The following is a 17842-nucleotide window of genomic DNA, read 5'->3' on the forward strand; positions in this document are numbered from 1 at the left end:
CATCATTTTGCATTTTAATGATGTAATTTTGTTTAATTTAAATAATTAATAATCAATAAATTATATAATTATTTTAAGATAATGATGTAGTTTAGTAAGGCACATTGTAGTGTAGCTACAACGTTTTAGTTGTGTAAATTTGGTTTAATAATCCATTTTATTAAATCATGAGGAAAAAATTACTCAGTATTAGCATTTTATTAATTGGTGCAGCATCCTTTGCACAGGTTCCTCCTACACCGCTTGATTCTTTAGATGCCGTTTTTAACGACTCCATTTTCTTTAAAAATGAAATGGAAGAAGTGGTATTAATAGGATATGGTACAAGGAAGGCAGGAGCCATTACAGGGTCTGTAGCACAGGTTAAAGCCGCAGATATTGTAAGGACACCGGCGCAATCGGCCATACAGGCCATACAGGGTAAAGCTGCAGGTGTAAATATTGTAACCAATGATGAGCCGGGAGGGCAGCCGTCCATCCGCATACGTGGTTTGGGTACTATAATAGGTGGCCGTGAACCATTATACGTTATTGATGGTATAGAAACATCCGGACTTAACGGGCTAAACCCAAATGATATTGCTACTATCGATATATTGAAAGATGCCTCATCTTTGGCTATTTATGGGCAAAAAGGCTCCAACGGTGTGGTTTTAATAACCACTAAAAAAGGTAAAGTTGGCGATATAAAAGTTTCTTATGATGGTTATTACGGCCAAAAATTTATACAACGTAAAGTTGACTTGGCCAATTCCTATGATTTTGCTTACTATAACAATTCAGCTTTAGGCTTTCCTGAATATTTCAGGTTTGAGCAACCCTATGATACCGACTGGCTTGATGAAATAACCGACACAGGTGAAATGATAAGCAACTCTATATCAGTTTCCGGCGCAGGTGAAAATGCATCATATTATTTTGGTGCTTCCAATTATAAGGAAAAAGGTATATTAAACGGTACTTCTTATGAAAGGACAAACGTTATCAGCAAAAATGAGTTTAAACTGCTGGATGACAAATTGAAAATCAATACCTTTTTCAATCTTTCTACAGATAAAAATTCCCCAAAACCTTTAAGCGCTTTTACCAATGCCTACAAGCAGGCCCCAATTGTGCCCGTAAGGTTTTCAAACGGCAGGTGGGGCGTGCCTATACTTAATAAAGATACTGGCTTAGCCGATCCGGCAGGTAATGACAAGTTTAACAATGTAGGAAACCCTGTAGCCCAGCTATATTATTTTAATGAGCAAAATAAAAACACCACACTTATTGGTTCGGTAAATGCAGAATTAAAGATACTGGATTACCTAAAGTTTAATTCAAACTTTGGTGCTACCGCAAATTGGTCAAAAGGCTACACCTATACACCTACAAGGGATATTTGGTTGTCGCAAAACCCTACACAGGATATACAGGATTATATAACCCGCAATCCTAATAACCCGATAATAAATACACTTCAGCAGCGCAGGGGTACTTCATACCGATGGAACTGGGATAATTATTTAACTTTCAGCAAATACTTCGGCAATCATAATGTAACTGTTACTGCCGGACTTTCAAGGACTACATTTAATGTAAATGAATTTTTAAATGCTTCGCGCCAGGATGTGCCTGTACAGTCCAATTACTGGAGCCTTGACCTAGCCTCTTATAATGAGGAAGTTGCTCCGGGTTCAATAGTTCAGAATACCACAAGCACACCTATTGTATCAGTCGCTTATTTTGGACGTGCTGAATATGATTATAAAGGCAAATACCTGTTCTCGGCTTCTATACGAAGGGAAGGTGTAAGCGCATTCCAGCCTGGTAACCGATTTGAAGTTTTCCCTTCTGTATCAGCAGGATGGATTATTACTGATGAAGATTTTATGGACAACGTAAAATTTCTTGAACATTTAAAAATAAGGGGAGGCTATGGTGAAGTAGGTAATGGTTATACGGGTAATTCCTTAAACCAGTTATTATTCAGGGCAGGTGTTAATTATCCTTTTGGGGCAGGGCAGGTTATACAGCCCGGTTCATTAGTGCCTTACCAGGTTGATCCTAACCTTACATGGGAAACAATGTCGGAAATTGATTTTGGGTTTGATTTTGCCACTCTTTCCAACAGGCTTACAGGTAGTGTTGACTATTACAGCCGTGAAACGGATAATGTTTTACTGCCTGTAGCTGTACCAACTGTTATTTCTCCTGAGGCAGTGATACTTAACAGTGGGCTTGTTACCAATACTGGTGTTGAGGTAACACTTAAATGGCAGGACAGGATAGGTGATGAATTCAATTATTGGGTAGGGGGTAACTTCTCCTATAATAAAAATGAACTTAAAGAAGTTTACAGCGAATTTTTCGGGCAATATACAGGAGGCTCGCTGGGCAATGGCCAGTGGACAAAGCAGGTATTACAGGGAGAAGCACTGGGAAGCTTTTATGTATATGATGTAACAGGATATAATTCTGACGGGTTTTTTACTTATAGTGATGAAAGGGTTGTGGCAGGGTCATATATTCCTAAATATACATACGGTATAAACTTAGGGGCTACCTACAAAAACATAGATTTTTCTGTTGATGCTTACGGCGTAGGGGGTAATAAAATTTATAACGGAAAAAAAGCACAGCGTTTTGGCGGCGAGAATATAGAAACTGCCTACCTGGATGATTTCTGGACACCTTCCACTCCTAATGCTGAAAACCCACGGCCTAATAATGATGTGCCACGTGCTTCTACATATTATATAGAGAAAGGCGACTTTTTAAGGATAAATAATATAACACTGGGTTATACAATACCTAACCTTTTTGAAGGGCTTGATAAAGTAAGGTTATATGTAACCGCGGTAAACCCGTTCCTGTTTACAGAATATACGGGGTACTCTCCCGAAGTAGTGGGTGATGGTGGTGCAAACCCTTTAGGTTCAGCCGGTATTGAACTGGATGCATACCCAACCAACAGGACATTTTTATTTGGTCTTAACGTAGGCTTTTAATTGAATTAAAAATAAAAGAGATGAATAAGAAATTTATATATGGTTCGGTTATAACATTACTATTGGCAGGAGCCGTGCTTACTTCCTGTGATGATGATTTAAATGTTGAACCGAATAATGCACTTACAGAGGATGACTTTTTAAACAATCCGGATAATGCGGTACAACTTGTAAATGGTGTGTACAACAAAATGCTGGATTTTAATATGTATTCGTTTTCATGGATAGGCATAACAAGTATAACGTCTGATGATGCAGATAAAGGTTCATCAACGAGTGATACAGGAACCGATAAGCATAAAATGGATGCCCTGACTTTTGATGCTTCTGACCTTTCCTTTAATGAAGTTTGGGAAGGCAGGTATGCAGGTATTTACAGGGCCAATAATGCCATATTTTACCTTGACCAGTTACAGATAGACGAAACTTTAAAAAGCAGGCTGATAGGAGAAGTTAAATTTTTAAGGGCATTTTGGTATTTCGACCTTGTAAGGTGCTTTGGTGATGTGCCTATAGTATTAGGTAATATAGACCTTAATGATACTGAAACTATAAACAATGTTGTATTTAACAGGAGGCCTAAAGCAGAGGTTTATGCCCAGATTGAGGAAGACCTTGAAGATGCTATTTTAAGGTTGCCCTTAAAAACCCAGTACAGCCCTAATGATTTAGGCAGGGCAACACAGGGTGCTGCACAGGCGCTATTGGCAAAAGTATATTTATACCAGCAAAAATGGCAATTGGCTTATGATATGGCAGGTAATGTTATAACATCCGGACAATACGATCTGATGGATAATTATGCCGATGTATGGCGCCAGGTTGGTGAGAACCAGGAAGAGTCAATTTTTGAAGTACAGGCCACACTTACCAAAGGTATTATTCAGTACACAGACGTTCAGGGGCCGCGTGGAACTCCCGACTTAGGCTGGGGCTTTAATACGCCATCAGTTAGTCTTGCCAATTCCTATGCAGCAGGAGACCCAAGGCGCGAAGCCACAATAATGTTTGTACCCTCTACCCTGTGGGATGGTTATGAAGCACCTACTACATGGGCTAATCCAAGATATAACTACAAGGCTTACCAGAGCAGTATAGCAGAACCATGGAACGGTAATAAAGCGGAAACAGCTAAAAACCTAAGGCTTTTAAAATACAGCGATGTGCTGCTGATAAGGGCAGAAGCCGGTTTTCATATTGGTATGACCACAGAAGTTAAAAACCGCATAAAGGAAATAAGGGACAGGGTTAATCTGCCTGTTATTGAAGCCCCTACTTTGCAGGATATATACAATGAGCGCAGGTGGGAAATGGCTATGGAACACGAAAGGTGGTTCGACCTGGTAAGGACAGGCCAGGCTGCTTCGGCAATGGCGGCAAACGGTAAAAACTTTATTGTTGGAAAGCATGAAGTATTCCCTATACCGCAGGCACAAATTGTAGCAAGCGGCGGAAGGTTATCACAAAATAATTACTAATACTAACTTAATTTAATTTTAATTACTATGAGAACAATCAAATTTTTTGCGTATTCGCTGATGATTACATCAGGAATGATTTTAACAAGCTGCGGCAGTGATGACAGCGATGGAGGCGGAAGGCCGCCAATTGGAGGCTATGATAATGCTGACCAGGTTGGAGCCGATGATTTAGTGGCTTATTTTCCACTTGATGGCAATGGAAAAGAAGATGTTTCGGGTGCTATGCCTTCATCTTCAACAAATGTTACATGGGTAGATGGGGTTAAAGGAAAAGCTGCAAAATTAAGTGCAGGTTATTTAGATTATGAGCCAATGGCTAACCTTAGTACTTCAATGCCAAGTATGACTATAAGCTTATGGGCTAAAGTTAATAACAATGGTGGTCCTGATGCAGTTAACCCTCATGCTACAATGCTTTTTCAATTAAGTAAACCTGGGGATTGGGCTGGTAATATTAACGTTATGTCAGAAACAAGCTGGTATGCACCAGGTGTAGATACATTAGTTGTAAAAGGCTATGTTAAAATTAAAATGCCTGATGGAGCAGAGAATGGACAGGACAGCAGAAACTCACCTAAGCCTTCTCCAGATGATATTGAAGCAGGACACGTAGGTAATGCTAATAAGAATGCAGGTAAATGGGCGCATTATGTTATCACATGGGATGCTACAAATGGTTTTTTCAGGGTATATGCAAATGGACAGAAAATTTCTAACCCAATGTGGGAATCAAGAAATGGTGGTGAAGCTTTAGGGCTTAACTTCTTTACTCCTACCAGGCCAATCATAGGTACTTTCGCTTCTGTAATTGCAGGAGGTGCTGATGCATGGCAAAAATCAATGGATGGAGAAATTGATGAAATTCGCGTTTACAAAAAAGTGTTAATCCAGCAGGATATCGCAGCACTTTATCAACTTGAATTAGCGGGAAGGTAATTTTATAATAAATTAAATACCCGGCGAAAGCCGGGTATTTATAATCAATTCTATCCATCACACTTATTACATTACACGCATCAATCAAAAATCACATTTAAAATAATTTATAGTGAAAATTTTTCAATTACTCTTTATCCTCACGTTTTGTATTTCATGTTCATCCTGCGATTCCAAAAATGATGACGGGCCGGGAGAAGAAAATCCCCCTGTTGGTCAGTTGACAGATGATGAAATCATGGATTTGGCGCAAAAGGATGCCCTTAAATACTTTTGGAATTATGCTGAAACCAATTCAAAACTGGCAAGGGAAAGATACCATGTAGATGATTCGTCTTTAGACGCTAATATAGTAACAACAGGAGGTTCGGGCTTTGGGCTTATGACTATACTTGTTGGTATAGAGCGCGGTTTTGTGCCGCGTGGGGAAGCCATAGCCAGGCTTCAAACCTCATTAAACTTTCTTGAAAATGCCGATCGTTTCCATGGTGCATGGCCCCACTGGATGAATGGCACTACTGGCGATGTTGTTCCTTTTGGGCAGGTAGATAATGGTGGCGACCTTGTGGAAACATCTTTTCTGTGTGAGGCACTTATCTGTATCCGTGAATATTTTAAAAATGGCACCGAAGAGGAGAAGGCACTTGCCCAGAAAGCAGATGAACTTTGGAAGGGTGTTGAATGGGACTGGTACACCAAAGGGGGAGAAAATGCCCTTTATTGGCACTGGTCGCCTGAATATGAATGGCAGATTAACTTTAAGCTTGAAGGCTATAATGAGTGTCTTATAACTTATATAATGGCGGCTGCATCGCCAACACACCCTGTTGGTGCCGAGGCATACCACCAGGCATGGGCACGCAATGGCAATATTGTACACCCGGGGCAACGTTTTGGCATACCTGTAATTTTTAATTACAACGGTGCCACAGGTAATGTAGGCCCAATGTTTTGGGCACATTATTCATATTTGGGGCTGGATCCAAGGGGGTTGACCGATGACTATGCAAATTATTGGGATTTGGTAAAAAACCATACCGAAATTATGTACCAGTATTGTGTAACTAACCCTTATAAATGGGAAGGTTATGGCGAGGATTGCTGGGGGCTTACTGCCAGTTACACCCGTAACAGCAATGGCTCTACAGGTTATACGGCGCACCAGCCAAATAACGACAGGGGTGTTATAACTCCTACAGCAGCTTTATCGTCTTTTCCCTATATGCCGGATGAATGCATGAAGGCTATGAGGTTTTTTTATGAAAATGAAAACTGGAAAGACAGGCTTATAGGCCCTGCGGGCCCTTATGATGCTTTTTCTCCGCACTATGACTGGGTTACAAGGCGCTACCTGGCTATTGACCAGGGAACTATTGCCCCAATGATTGAAAACCACAGGACAGGAATGCTGTGGAATTTATTTATGAATGCTCCCGAAGTACAACAAGGGCTTCAGGCGTTGGGCTTTCAATCATCCCAGCATAAGTTTTAATAAATATATATGTCAAGGATTTTCTTCATAGCAATTTTATTTTTAAGTATGCCGTCTTTTGCCCAAAAGGTGGAAGGCGGTTCTTTTAAAACCGAAATCACACTAAAAAAAGAATTAGGTTATCTGCTTCACATACCCGAAAATGCCAATGGCAGAAAACCACTTATAATATTCCTTCATGGTTCAGGTGAAAAGGGCAATGACCTTGAAAAAGTAAAAATTCATGGCCCGTTTAAATACTTGAAGTCGCACAAGTTAGACGCCTATGTACTGGCGCCTCAGTGCCCTGAGGATGAATACTGGGACAGTGAAACTTTATACAGGCTGATAAATAAAATAATAAGGGAGAACAATATAGATAAAAGCAGGATATACCTCACAGGGCTTAGTATGGGCGGCTGGGGGGCATGGAACCTTGCCTTTGCCTACCCGGATATGTTTGCAGCTTTAGTGCCCATAGCAGGTTTTGTGGACAGGGTGCCCATGATTGAAAACTGTAAAATAAAAAACATACCTATCCGCATTTATCACGGTTTGCTTGATGATGTGGTTAATGTAAACTATTCAATAGATATTTATAAAAAGCTAAAGCCTTGCAATACAGATATTGAATTGGAAATTTTTGACGATGCCAATCATGATAGCTGGACAAGGGTGTATGATAATGAAGCTGTTTACAAATGGATGCTTCAGCAAAGGAAAAAAGATTAACCGATATAATAAGATAATAAATACAAATGAATACTGTAAAAGCCACTTTACTTTTATTAGCCTGTACATTATCCCTGCATGCACAAAAAGGGAAAAATGATAAAAAAATTAAGCCGAAGAAAGAGTTTGTTGCCGAATTAATGGCTAAAATGACCGTTGATGAAAAAATAGCGCAAACAGTTCAATATACGGCAGATGGCACTGTTACAGGGCCAAAAACAGGTATCAATTACATTGATGAGATTAAAAAAGGTAATGTTGGCTCTATATTAAATGCAACAGGGGTAAAATATACCAATATGCTGCAAAAGCTTAACCTTGAAAATTCAAGGCTTAAAATTCCACTTATTTTTGGGTATGATGTAATTCATGGTTATAAAACAATTTTTCCTATTACACTTGGAGAAGCTGCAACGTGGGATTTAAGTGCTGTTGAACTTTCGGCCAGGGTAGCTGCTGCCGAGGCTGCTGCCAATGGCGTGCATTGGACATTTGCCCCTATGGTAGATATATCCCGCGACCCGAGATGGGGAAGAGTTTCCGAGGGTTCAGGTGAAGATACTTACCTGGGCACACAGTTGGCTGTGGCAAGGGTTAAAGGATTTCAGGGAAATGACCTGGCATCAATTAACACTGTAATGGCCTGTACAAAACATTTTGCAGCCTATGGCGCTGCAGAGGCGGGGCGTGATTACAATACGGTTGATATGAGCGAAAGGACTCTAAGGGAGATGTACCTGCCACCATTTAAAGCAACTGTTGATGCAGGCGTAGGCTCTTTTATGACCTCATTTAATGAAATTGCAGGAGTGCCTGCTACGGCAAGCAAATTTTTATTAACCGATATACTTAAAAAAGAATGGGGCTTTGATGGTTTTGTTGTAACTGATTATACTGCAATAAATGAATTGATTCCGCACGGTGTGGCTAAAGATTCTGCACAGGCTGGTGAGCTGGCATTAAAAGCCGGCGTTGATATGGATATGGTGGGCGGTATTTATATGAAAAACCTTAAGAAACTGCTTAAGGAAGGAAAAGTAACAGAGGCTCAGATTAATGATGCCTGCCGTAGGGTACTGGAAGCAAAATACGATTTAGGGCTTTTTGAAAACCCTTACCGCTATAACGATGAAAAAAGGGAAAAGGAAGTTACTTATAAAAAAGAGCATTTGGATGCTGCCCTTGATGTGGCAAAAAAATCAATGGTACTTTTAAAAAACAGCAACAATGTACTGCCATTGCACAAAGAGCAAAAGGTAGCTTTTGTAGGGCCTCTTGTAAATGACGAGTGGAATATTATAGGTTCATGGGCTGCTTCGGGCGACCGTTATGGATATGCAGTAAGCGTTCAGGAAGGCGTAAATAAAATAATAACTGATAAAAGCAAAGTTACATTTGATAAAGGTGTGGAAATTATAGATAGCCGCAGGGACATGATGAAAGCCGCACTTGATAATGCACGTAAGGCCGATGTAATAGTTGCTGTTATGGGAGAATTTGAAAACATGAGCGGAGAGGCAGCTTCCCGTACTGATATTGATTTACCGGGTATACAGAAGGAATTTCTTTCCGAGTTAAAAAAGCTGGGTAAACCTGTTGTACTTGTATTGATGAATGGCAGGCCGTTAACCCTTACATGGGAAAATGAAAATATGGATGCCATACTGGAAGCATGGTTTCCCGGCACCATGGGTGGCGACGCCATAGCACAAACGCTGTATGGGCTTAATGTACCAAGCGGTAAATTGCCTATGACTTTTCCCAGAAATGTTGGGCAGGTGCCAATTTACTATAACCATAAAAATACAGGCAGGCCTTATTTAGGTGCCGGCGACCCTGAACAAAAATATAAATCCCGATATATCGATGTGGATAACAGCCCCCTTTATCCCTTCGGTTACGGGTTAAGTTACACCAAATTTGATTATTCAAACCTAAAGCTGTCATCGCAAACTTTAAATTATAGTACTAAAATTAAAGTTAGTGTGGATGTAGCCAACGAAGGTAACTTTGATGGAGAGGAAGTAGTACAGCTTTACATACAGGATGAGGTGGGTAGTGTAACACGCCCTGTTAAGGAATTGAAAGGCTTTAAAAAGGTATTCCTTAAAAAAGGTGAAAAGAAAACGGTAGAGTTTGAAATAACTGCCGATGACCTCCGGTTTTATAACATAGATATGAAATTTGTTGCCGAACCCGGAGACTTTAAAGTTTTTATTGGTGGGGATTCTGCAACAAAATTACAGGATAAGTTTGTGTTAGTTAATTAAGTTTTATTTTTTGAACCTTCGAAAAAAGCCGCCTGTTGGCGGCTTTTTAATTTAGGAAAACCATTTTTTAACTGCTAATTGCATAATTTTCATTCTGTATATGCTTAAGCTGAGGTTTTTTAATGATTTAATGCAATTTGTATGGTTTTTTTAGCAGGTTTATTTATTACTGTAAATACTGATATGTGTATATTTATCAAATTTTAATTTTCTAAAATCACGCTATATTATTTCTTTATAATGAAAAAAAACATAAGCTTTTTTTTATTTATGGTTATGGCTGTTTCAGGCTACGCACAGCAGAAAACATACTGTAACCCAATTAATATTGACTATGGCTATTGCCCGATACCTGATTTTGTTACACAGGGAAAACACCGTACAACAGCCGATCCTGTAATAGCATATTTTAAGGATAAATACTATCTTTTTTCCACTAACCAATGGGGCTACTGGCATAGTGACAATATGCTGGACTGGAAATTTGTTTCGCGTAAATTTTTAAGGCCGGAACATAAAGTATATGATGAGCTTTGCGCGCCATCGCTGTCTTATGTCAATGATACGCTTTTAGCTATAGGCTCTACACATTCTAAAAATTTTCCTATATGGATGAGTACCAATCCTGAAACAGATAACTGGAAAGAATTGGTACATAATTTTGAAGCCGGTGCATGGGATCCGCAAATATTTTGGGACGAGGATACAGATGAAGTTTACCTGTATTATGGTTCCAGTAATATGTACCCGCTTTACGGGGTTAAGCTCAACCGCAAAACATTTCAGCCGGACGGAGAAGTTATTCCCGTTATGGCTTTAAACGACCATGAACATGGGTGGGAACGTTTTGGCGAAAATAATGATAATACTTTTTTACAACCTTTTCTTGAAGGTGCTTTTATGACGAAGCATAGCGGTAAATATTACCTGCAGTATGCCGCACCCGGCACAGAGTTTAGCGGTTATGGCAATGGAGTATATGTAAGTGAGAAACCACTTGGCCCTTTTGAGTATCAGCAGCACAATCCATTTTCATATAAACCCGGAGGATTTGCCAAAGGCGCGGGTCATGGCGCCACCTACCAGGATCCTAAAGGCAATTACTGGCATATAGCCACCATGGTTATTTCAGTAAAAAATAATTTTGAAAGGCGGTTGGGCATCTGGCCGGCAGGGTTTGATAAAGATGATGTAATGTACTGCAATACTGCCTATGGCGATTACCCTACTTACCTGCCTGCTGAAAATAAAGGTCATATGGGTATGAATTCCTTTGCGGGATGGATGCTGCTTAACTATAATAAGCCTGTACAGGTATCATCTACACTCGGGGCTTTCAAACCAAATTTTGCTGTGGATGAGGATATAAAAACTTATTGGTCGGCCAAAACGTCTGATAAGGGAGAATATATTATTACCGATTTGGGTGAAAAAAGTACAATTAATGCTATACAAATTAATTACGCCGATCAGGACGCCGAAGTTATGGGGAAAGCCAAAGCCTTACCCGGGCATAAATATATAATTTATACCTCGGATGATGGTAAAAGCTGGAAGAAGGCTATTGACAAAAGCAAAAATGAAAAAGATGTGCCACATGACTATATTGAGCTTGAAAAGCCATTATCTGCACGCTACATAAAACTGGAAAATATAGCTGTGCCAACGGGAAAATTTGCCATAAGCGGGTTAAGGGTATTTGGTAAAGGCTCTGGTAGCAAACCCGGTGCTGTACAAAATTTTATACCGTTACGCACTGCACCAAAAATTAAGGGCGAACGCAGGAATGTATGGTTTAAATGGCAACAGCAACCTGAAGCCGACGGCTATGTTATTTACTTCGGCAAGTCTCCCGAAAAAATGTACGGTTCAATTATGGTGTATGGTAAAAATGAATATTACTTTAACGGACTGGACAGGACAGAAGCTTATTATTTCCAGATTGAGGCTTTTAATAATAATGGCATCGGGCCAAAATCTGAAATAAAAAAAGCAGAATAAAAAGCATAATCTAAATATCACATTAACCTTAAAATGACATTATGAGTTCAGAACAGACTAAAACTAATTATCCGGCTCTGTATACCCTTATTACCGTTTTCTTTTTCTGGGGGTTCATCGGGGCATCAAACGGCGTTTTCATTCCTTTCTGCAAAGCTAAATTCGGGCTCGACCAGTTTCAGAGCCAGCTTATTGACTTTGCTTTTTATGGAGCTTACTACATGGGTGCACTTTTCTTATTTGTTTTTAGCACACTCGTTAAAAAGGACATACTTAATTCCTGGGGCTTTAAAAAAGGGATTATAAATGGCTTGCTTATAAGTACTGTTGGGGCAGTAGCCATGATATTTGCAGTTAAATCAGGCGACTATTACCTTATTTTAGGTGCTTTATTTATTGTAGCATTGGGCTTTTCATTACAGCAGACATCAGCACAGCCATTTGCTGCTTCACTTGGTGAACCGCACACGGCAAGTAACAGGCTTAATCTTGCAGGTGGTGTTAACTCCTTTGGGACAACTATTGGCCCTATTGTAGTTTCATTTGCACTGTTTGGCGTAGCATCAGGCATTAACATTGAAGAATTTGCCAAAAGGCCGGAATCACTGGATATGATGGAGATATTGTATATGTTTGTGGGCGGGTTATTCCTTATTGCCGCAGGTTTATTCTTCTTTTCTAAAAAACTTCCTTCAGGAAAAATAGAATCTGTATTTGAGCCTGCAAAAAAAGCAATGAATACCCTTTTGGTTATTACACTTGTGCTTATATGCATTTTTGGCTATATATTTTCCCGTTATGAAGATCCTGAATTTATTACCCGCTTTATAGAAAACAGGGAGAAAGACTTTGTAGGTTTAGGGCTAACGGTGGCAACCCTGCTGGTTATAGTATTTGGTTTGTTGTATGCCAACACCGCGGCACAAAAAAGGCCTGAAGGCTGGGGAGCTATGCGCTATCCGCAACTGGTTTTGGGTATGCTTGGTATTTTTACCTATGTAGGGGTTGAAGTTACTATACAAAGTAACCTTGGGGAACTTTTAGGCACAGCAGCCTTTGGTTCGCTGGAAGGTTCGGCAATTGCACCGTATATTTCCATGTACTGGGGCAGTTTAATGATAGGGCGCTGGGCAGGTGCTATCTCGGTTTTTAACCCTTCAAAATCAATGCGAAAAGTATTGCTTATTATAGTGCCTTATGTTGCTTATGGCGTGGTGCTTGCGGCCAATGCAATTTCAGGGCAGGATATTACACCCCTTTATGCTTATGCAGGCATAGTGGCTTTCCAGGTAGCAGGTTTCTTTTTAGGGCAGGACCACCCGGCAAAAACATTGATGATATTTGGTATAATGGGTATGATAGCAATGCTTATAGGCCTTTCTACAGATGGCATAGTTGCTATTTATGCCTTTATGAGCGGTGGTTTGTTTTGCAGCATCATGTGGCCTTCAATATTTGCATTAGGTATTGCAGGTATAGGGAAATATACATCACAAGGCTCGGCATTTTTGGTAATGATGATTCTTGGCGGTGGCATTATACCCCCGTTGCAAGGTAAAATAGCCGATATAATTGGTATTCACGAGTCATATTTTATTCCGGTTCTATGTTTTGCTTATATCGCATTTTATGGATGGTATGTAGTAAAAATACTTAAAAAGCAAGGTATTGCTGAAGAGATTGAAGTAGGTGCAGGGCATTAATTGTCCTACCACCTTTAATAGTAAACCGCCTAACAAGGCGGTTTTTTTATTATCCGGTAAACAGTATCTTTGAGATAAACAATTATGATTATGAAAAAAGCAATAGCTTTAGGATGCCTGCTTACTATAACAGCTGTAACAGGATGTAAAGAAAAGAAGGAGGAAGGATTAACTGAGCAAAAGGATACAATAGTACAAAAAGATACCGTTGCGGTTGATAATACTGAAGTGGAAGTCCCTGAGGTAGTTTCCCAGCCGGCATCTATTGAAGATACTGTGCTGAAAGGGAGGGTAACAGATATACAAAGGGGTAAAGACGGCTATACTGCAAAAATTAAAACAAGAGAAGGTATTATTTATTTTGCTACCATCAGTATACCCAATCTGGATAGCCCAAAACAATTCAGGGAAGTAAAAGTAGGTGAAGATATTGAGGTGAGCGGCGAATTTTGGCAAATGGGCAAAGAACAGCATATTAAAGTTACAGAACTTAAGTAATGTAGAAAGGCTGCCTTAAAACATTATGCAATTAGAATAAAATGCATTTAAAGCAGCCTTTTAATTATTTTAGTTTGTACCCCAATCTATTTTTCTTGAAAAGTACATTACTGCACCTAATATAAGGAACAACCCAATACTGCCAACAAGCAAAGCATAGTTTTCAAGCTGAATTATCACATAAATAAAAGTATAAAGCGCACTTAGGGATGCGGCTATAAAAACTGGGAATTTAATATTCTTTAATATAGATATGGAATATAGCCCAATCATTGCCACCACAGAGCATCCTGCAATGATGTAAGCCAATGTAAAGCTGCTATGCTCTGTTATCGAAATTAATAATGTATAGAACATTATAAGCGCAAGCCCAATCATTGTGTATTGAAATATATGGATGCTTATTTTACTAATAGCCTGTATAAGGAAAAAAATAAGGAAGGTTAACCCTATTACCAGAAATCCGTATTTTGAAGCCCTTTCATTTTGCAGGTACTGGTCAACCGGAATCATGAAATCAACATTAAAGCTGAATTCGCTTAAATCAGGCAGCCCATCAAAGTGCTGCTGGGGAAAGGGCCTGTTTAAATAAGATATTTTCCAGTCGGCGGTAAATCCTTTTTCGGTTATAGTTTTATTTTCAGGCAGGAAATTACCACCAAAGCTGGGTGAATGCCAGTTGGAAACCATAGATGCTTCGGTTATTTTGCCTACAGGCACAAAAGCAATATTACGGCTGCCGTTATAACTTATAGCCATTGTAAACGGGGCAGTATTGTTTTGCAGAAGTGCGCCTGCATCAATAGGCAGTGTGGCAAGTGAAGATGTGCTGTCCTTACCGTTATTAATGGCTACAGGTTCAAAAGTATATTTATTGCTGCCAAAGTTAATGCTCACCTCGCCTTTAATACCTTTAATATTATTAGTGCGAATGATAATGCTGGCTTTATCCCACTGCATGTTTTCGCTGGGAATATCCCTGTTGCTTATATCCGGCTTTATAAAACTGCCTTTTATATTTATGTCTGATTTAAATATAACTGACTGGTAATTATTCCTGCTTTTTTCTTCTGTATTTACCTTTATGTCAGATTTTAATTCTTCCGGGAAGAAATAAGCGTATTCGGTTTTTGGGCTGCGTTTGGTTACTACCTGTTTGGTTTTTTCGTCAATAAGGCTTTCCTCTTCATATACCGTATAGGGTACTTTAAGCATAGGACCATACAGGTAAACATGTCGGCCCCATTTGTCGTTTATTTCTTCTACAACTTCCTGTTGCCTTTGTGCCCTTTCCTTTATAAGTCCTTTTACAAACTCCAGGGGTATAAGCAGGATAAGTGTAAGCAGTCCCACCATAATTATTTTTGCAGTGCCTGACTGAAAAAATGATGTTTTTTGATTTGTTTCCATATTAATTGATTGTTATTTACTTTAAAACCTAAATGTTACCGTATTAAAAATGTTGCTTTAATTTTTGTAAGCGGCAGGTGCAGCATTGCAAAATGATTAAGGTCAAAAAAGCGAAGTGCTTTTTTGCCTTCATTATATCTTTTCAGGAAATAGGGAATGTTCCAAAACATTAACACACCACCGCTAACGGCTATAAATAATGTCCTGAAGCTGTAATCACCATTGCCGGCCAGGTAATAGTACATGCCAATTTCTTCTCTATCAGAAGTTTTATCAGTTATTAGCGCCCTGAAAATATCTTCTGATTCCGGTTCAGGGTTTGGCTCGATACTGTTTTTAAACAGGTGCTGCCCAAGATGAAAGCCCAGGCTTCCTTCGGGATAATCGATAAGCTCTGCCAGGCTTAATTTGTTTTGTGGTTTAGATTTCTTCATTGTTTTGTTTTTTAAAAGTACTTTGTTTTTCAAAGTGATTATGTAAAAAAATTTATTATCCTTTTTGTATTAATTTTTCCAGTGCATCAATATGGTCTTTAAAGGCTTTTCTGCCAAGCTTGGTAGCTATATATCTTGTGTTTGGCTTTTTGCCCACAAATTGTTTTTCAATGGTAATATATTCTTCATTTTCCAATGCTTTTGCATGGCTGGCCAAATTACCGTCTGTTACGCCAAGCAGCTCTTTAAGCGTATTGAAATCAGCATACTCATTTACCATGAGTATGCTCATAATACCCAGGCGTATGCGATGGTCAAATGCTTTATTTATATGTTGCAGTATATTTTTCACAATGTTTATTTACGGTCATATTTATAATACATTACAGAGCCGTATAATATATGACAAACCCCGAAACCCAATGCCCAAAATTCCAGTCCGTAGCCCATAAATGCAGTAGCCAACAGCCCGATTATAATTATGGTTATGCCAAGGTACCGGATATCCCGCAAGGTATATTTACCGGCATTAAGGCAAGCCATGCCGTAAAAAATTAAAGTTATGGGAGCTATAAGGCCATAATAGTGATTTTTAATAAGCAGTATGGCAAATATACCACCGGTCACTAAAGGTATAAGGAAGTTTATCACAAGTCGCTTTGAAGTTGTGTTCCAAAGTACTTCACCATATTTAACGGCTTTCCGCGCTGACAGGATAAAGGCAGTAACTACCGATAGGACAAGTACACCAATAGCTATGGCAGATATGTATTTAAAGGTGCTGCTTTCGATTATTACATAATTACCACGTTCCCTTTCTAAAATAGTATGGGCTGCATAGGCGCCGGCCAATGCATATATACCTGCCATTATACCCGCCATACCACTAAGGGATAAGAACTGGCTGCTTCTGTCCATCATCTTTTTGATGTCCTGTATATCCTTTAAATAATTTTCCATATTAAAGTACTTTGAAATGCAAAGTAAAATATAATTTTTTATTTGTACAATACTATTTGAAAAAAAATACATAAAAAAAGGATAGCTGATGCTATCCTCCTAAGTCTTTTAAATATATGATTTTTTAAAACTTGTTAATGGTTTGGCGGATTGCTACCAGTTTCTCCATTAGTCCTTCAAAATAGTTTAGGTGCAGCATGTTTGCCCCATCGCTCTTTGCATTAGCGGGGTCAAAGTGCGTTTCAATAAAAATACCGTCAACGCCAACAGCTATTCCTGCTTTTGCAATGGTTTCAATCATATCCGGCCTGCCACCCGTTACACCTGTAGTTTGGTTGGGTTGCTGCAGTGAGTGTGTTACATCCAATACAGTAGTTGCAAATTGTTTCATGGTAGGTATTCCCCGGTAATCTACAATCATATCCTGATATCCAAACATAGTGCCCCTGTCAGTTACCATAGCATTTTCATTATTGCAGTCCAGTACCTTTTGTACGGCATGCTTCATGCTTTCAGGGCTCATAAACTGTCCTTTTTTAAGGTTTATGGTTTTTCCCGTCTGTGCGGCCGCTACAACAAGGTCTGTCTGTCGCACAAGGAAAGCAGGTATCTGCAATATATCTACATACTCTGCTGCTTTTGCAGCATCTTCATTTTCATGTATATCGGTTACGGTAGGCACTCCAAAGGTTTGCGATACCTTTTGCAATATCTTCAGGGCTTTTTCATCACCAATACCTGTAAAGCTGTCAATTCGTGAGCGATTTGCTTTTTTAAAAGAGCCTTTAAAAACGTAAGGTATTTTTAACCTGTCGGTAACGCTTACAATTTTTTCGGCTATTCGTAACGCCATTTCTTCACCCTCTATGGCGCAAGGGCCTGCAAGCAGGAAAAAATTATTACTATCAGTGTGTTTTATCTGTGGTATGTTATTTAAGTCCATTAAATTTAATTAT

The 17842-nt window shown here is 39.2% G+C and carries 14 protein-coding genes; 9 read left to right on the plus strand and 5 right to left on the minus strand.

Features of this window, described 5'->3' with window-relative positions; genetic code table 11:
- Positions 1–167: 167 nt before the first annotated feature.
- The 9 genes from GSF09_RS02435 to GSF09_RS02475 all read left to right on the plus strand — a co-directional run bounded on the left by GSF09_RS02435 (position 168) and on the right by GSF09_RS02475 (position 14082).
- Positions 168–2990 (plus strand): SusC/RagA family TonB-linked outer membrane protein, encoded by a 2823-nt coding sequence (locus tag GSF09_RS02435; RefSeq protein WP_159799342.1) that lies wholly within the window; start codon positions 168–170, stop codon positions 2988–2990.
- Positions 2991–3010: 20 nt separating this feature from the next.
- Positions 3011–4468: a RagB/SusD family nutrient uptake outer membrane protein gene (locus GSF09_RS02440; RefSeq protein ID WP_159799343.1), complete on the plus strand. Its 1458-nt coding sequence runs from the start codon at positions 3011–3013 to the stop codon at positions 4466–4468.
- A gap of 27 nt (positions 4469–4495) precedes the next feature.
- Positions 4496–5407: a LamG-like jellyroll fold domain-containing protein gene (locus GSF09_RS02445; RefSeq protein WP_159799344.1), complete on the plus strand. Its 912-nt coding sequence runs from the start codon at positions 4496–4498 to the stop codon at positions 5405–5407.
- Between the two features lie 112 nt (positions 5408–5519).
- Positions 5520–6899 (plus strand): glucoamylase family protein, encoded by a 1380-nt coding sequence (locus GSF09_RS02450; protein ID WP_236564839.1) that lies wholly within the window; start codon positions 5520–5522, stop codon positions 6897–6899.
- Between the two features lie 9 nt (positions 6900–6908).
- Positions 6909–7610, plus strand: a complete 702-nt coding sequence (locus tag GSF09_RS02455) for a prolyl oligopeptidase family serine peptidase (RefSeq protein ID WP_159799345.1) — start codon at positions 6909–6911, stop codon at positions 7608–7610.
- A 26-nt stretch (positions 7611–7636) separates the two neighbouring features.
- Positions 7637–9880: a beta-glucosidase BglX gene (bglX, locus tag GSF09_RS02460; protein ID WP_159799346.1), complete on the plus strand. Its 2244-nt coding sequence runs from the start codon at positions 7637–7639 to the stop codon at positions 9878–9880.
- Between the two features lie 240 nt (positions 9881–10120).
- Entirely contained in the window at positions 10121–11881 is a 1761-nt protein-coding gene (locus GSF09_RS02465) for a family 43 glycosylhydrolase (RefSeq protein WP_159799347.1), read from the plus strand.
- A gap of 41 nt (positions 11882–11922) precedes the next feature.
- A complete protein-coding gene (locus tag GSF09_RS02470) occupies positions 11923–13584 on the plus strand; it encodes an MFS transporter (protein ID WP_159799348.1) in 1662 nt (553 codons plus the stop codon).
- Between the two features lie 90 nt (positions 13585–13674).
- Positions 13675–14082 carry a hypothetical protein gene (locus tag GSF09_RS02475; RefSeq protein ID WP_159799349.1) on the plus strand — a complete coding sequence of 136 codons (408 nt, stop codon included), beginning with the start codon at positions 13675–13677 and terminating at the stop codon, positions 14080–14082.
- 69 nt (positions 14083–14151) lie between these two features.
- Here GSF09_RS02475 and creD read toward each other — a convergent pair whose 3' ends face one another.
- The 5 genes from creD to kdsA form a co-directional block, all read right to left on the minus strand.
- Positions 14152–15492: a cell envelope integrity protein CreD gene (creD, locus tag GSF09_RS02480; protein WP_159799350.1), complete on the minus strand. Its 1341-nt coding sequence runs from the start codon at positions 15490–15492 to the stop codon at positions 14152–14154.
- 35 nt (positions 15493–15527) lie between these two features.
- Positions 15528–15926, minus strand: coding sequence for a hypothetical protein (locus tag GSF09_RS02485; protein ID WP_159799351.1), 399 nt, complete (start codon positions 15924–15926; stop codon positions 15528–15530).
- Between the two features lie 55 nt (positions 15927–15981).
- Positions 15982–16278 carry a transcriptional regulator gene (locus GSF09_RS02490; protein ID WP_159799352.1) on the minus strand — a complete coding sequence of 99 codons (297 nt, stop codon included), beginning with the start codon at positions 16276–16278 and terminating at the stop codon, positions 15982–15984.
- Positions 16279–16283: 5 nt separating this feature from the next.
- Positions 16284–16886, minus strand: coding sequence for a hypothetical protein (locus GSF09_RS02495; RefSeq protein WP_159799353.1), 603 nt, complete (start codon positions 16884–16886; stop codon positions 16284–16286).
- Positions 16887–17010: 124 nt separating this feature from the next.
- Positions 17011–17829, minus strand: coding sequence for a 3-deoxy-8-phosphooctulonate synthase (kdsA, locus tag GSF09_RS02500; RefSeq protein WP_159799354.1), 819 nt, complete (start codon positions 17827–17829; stop codon positions 17011–17013).
- Positions 17830–17842 lie beyond the last annotated feature (13 nt).

The sequence above is a fragment of the Flavobacterium sp. MK4S-17 genome, assembly GCF_009848495.1.
Lineage (GTDB): Bacteria > Bacteroidota > Bacteroidia > Flavobacteriales > Flavobacteriaceae > Flavobacterium.

Excerpts from the sequence above, each read along its gene's own strand:
- bglX (WP_159799346.1), top strand. The coding sequence starts at position 7,637 with ATGAATACTGTAAAAGCCACTTTACTTTTATTAGCCTGTACATTATCC.
- GSF09_RS02440 (WP_159799343.1), top strand. The coding sequence starts at position 3,011 with ATGAATAAGAAATTTATATATGGTTCGGTTATAACATTACTATTGGCA.
- GSF09_RS02485 (WP_159799351.1), bottom strand. The coding sequence starts at position 15,926 with ATGAAGAAATCTAAACCACAAAACAAATTAAGCCTGGCAGAGCTTATC.
- GSF09_RS02465 (WP_159799347.1), top strand. The coding sequence starts at position 10,121 with ATGAAAAAAAACATAAGCTTTTTTTTATTTATGGTTATGGCTGTTTCA.
- GSF09_RS02435 (WP_159799342.1), top strand. The coding sequence starts at position 168 with ATGAGGAAAAAATTACTCAGTATTAGCATTTTATTAATTGGTGCAGCA.
- GSF09_RS02475 (WP_159799349.1), top strand. The coding sequence starts at position 13,675 with ATGAAAAAAGCAATAGCTTTAGGATGCCTGCTTACTATAACAGCTGTA.
- GSF09_RS02495 (WP_159799353.1), bottom strand. The coding sequence starts at position 16,886 with ATGGAAAATTATTTAAAGGATATACAGGACATCAAAAAGATGATGGAC.
- GSF09_RS02455 (WP_159799345.1), top strand. The coding sequence starts at position 6,909 with ATGTCAAGGATTTTCTTCATAGCAATTTTATTTTTAAGTATGCCGTCT.
- GSF09_RS02445 (WP_159799344.1), top strand. The coding sequence starts at position 4,496 with ATGAGAACAATCAAATTTTTTGCGTATTCGCTGATGATTACATCAGGA.
- kdsA (WP_159799354.1), bottom strand. The coding sequence starts at position 17,829 with ATGGACTTAAATAACATACCACAGATAAAACACACTGATAGTAATAAT.
- GSF09_RS02470 (WP_159799348.1), top strand. The coding sequence starts at position 11,923 with ATGAGTTCAGAACAGACTAAAACTAATTATCCGGCTCTGTATACCCTT.
- creD (WP_159799350.1), bottom strand. The coding sequence starts at position 15,492 with ATGGAAACAAATCAAAAAACATCATTTTTTCAGTCAGGCACTGCAAAA.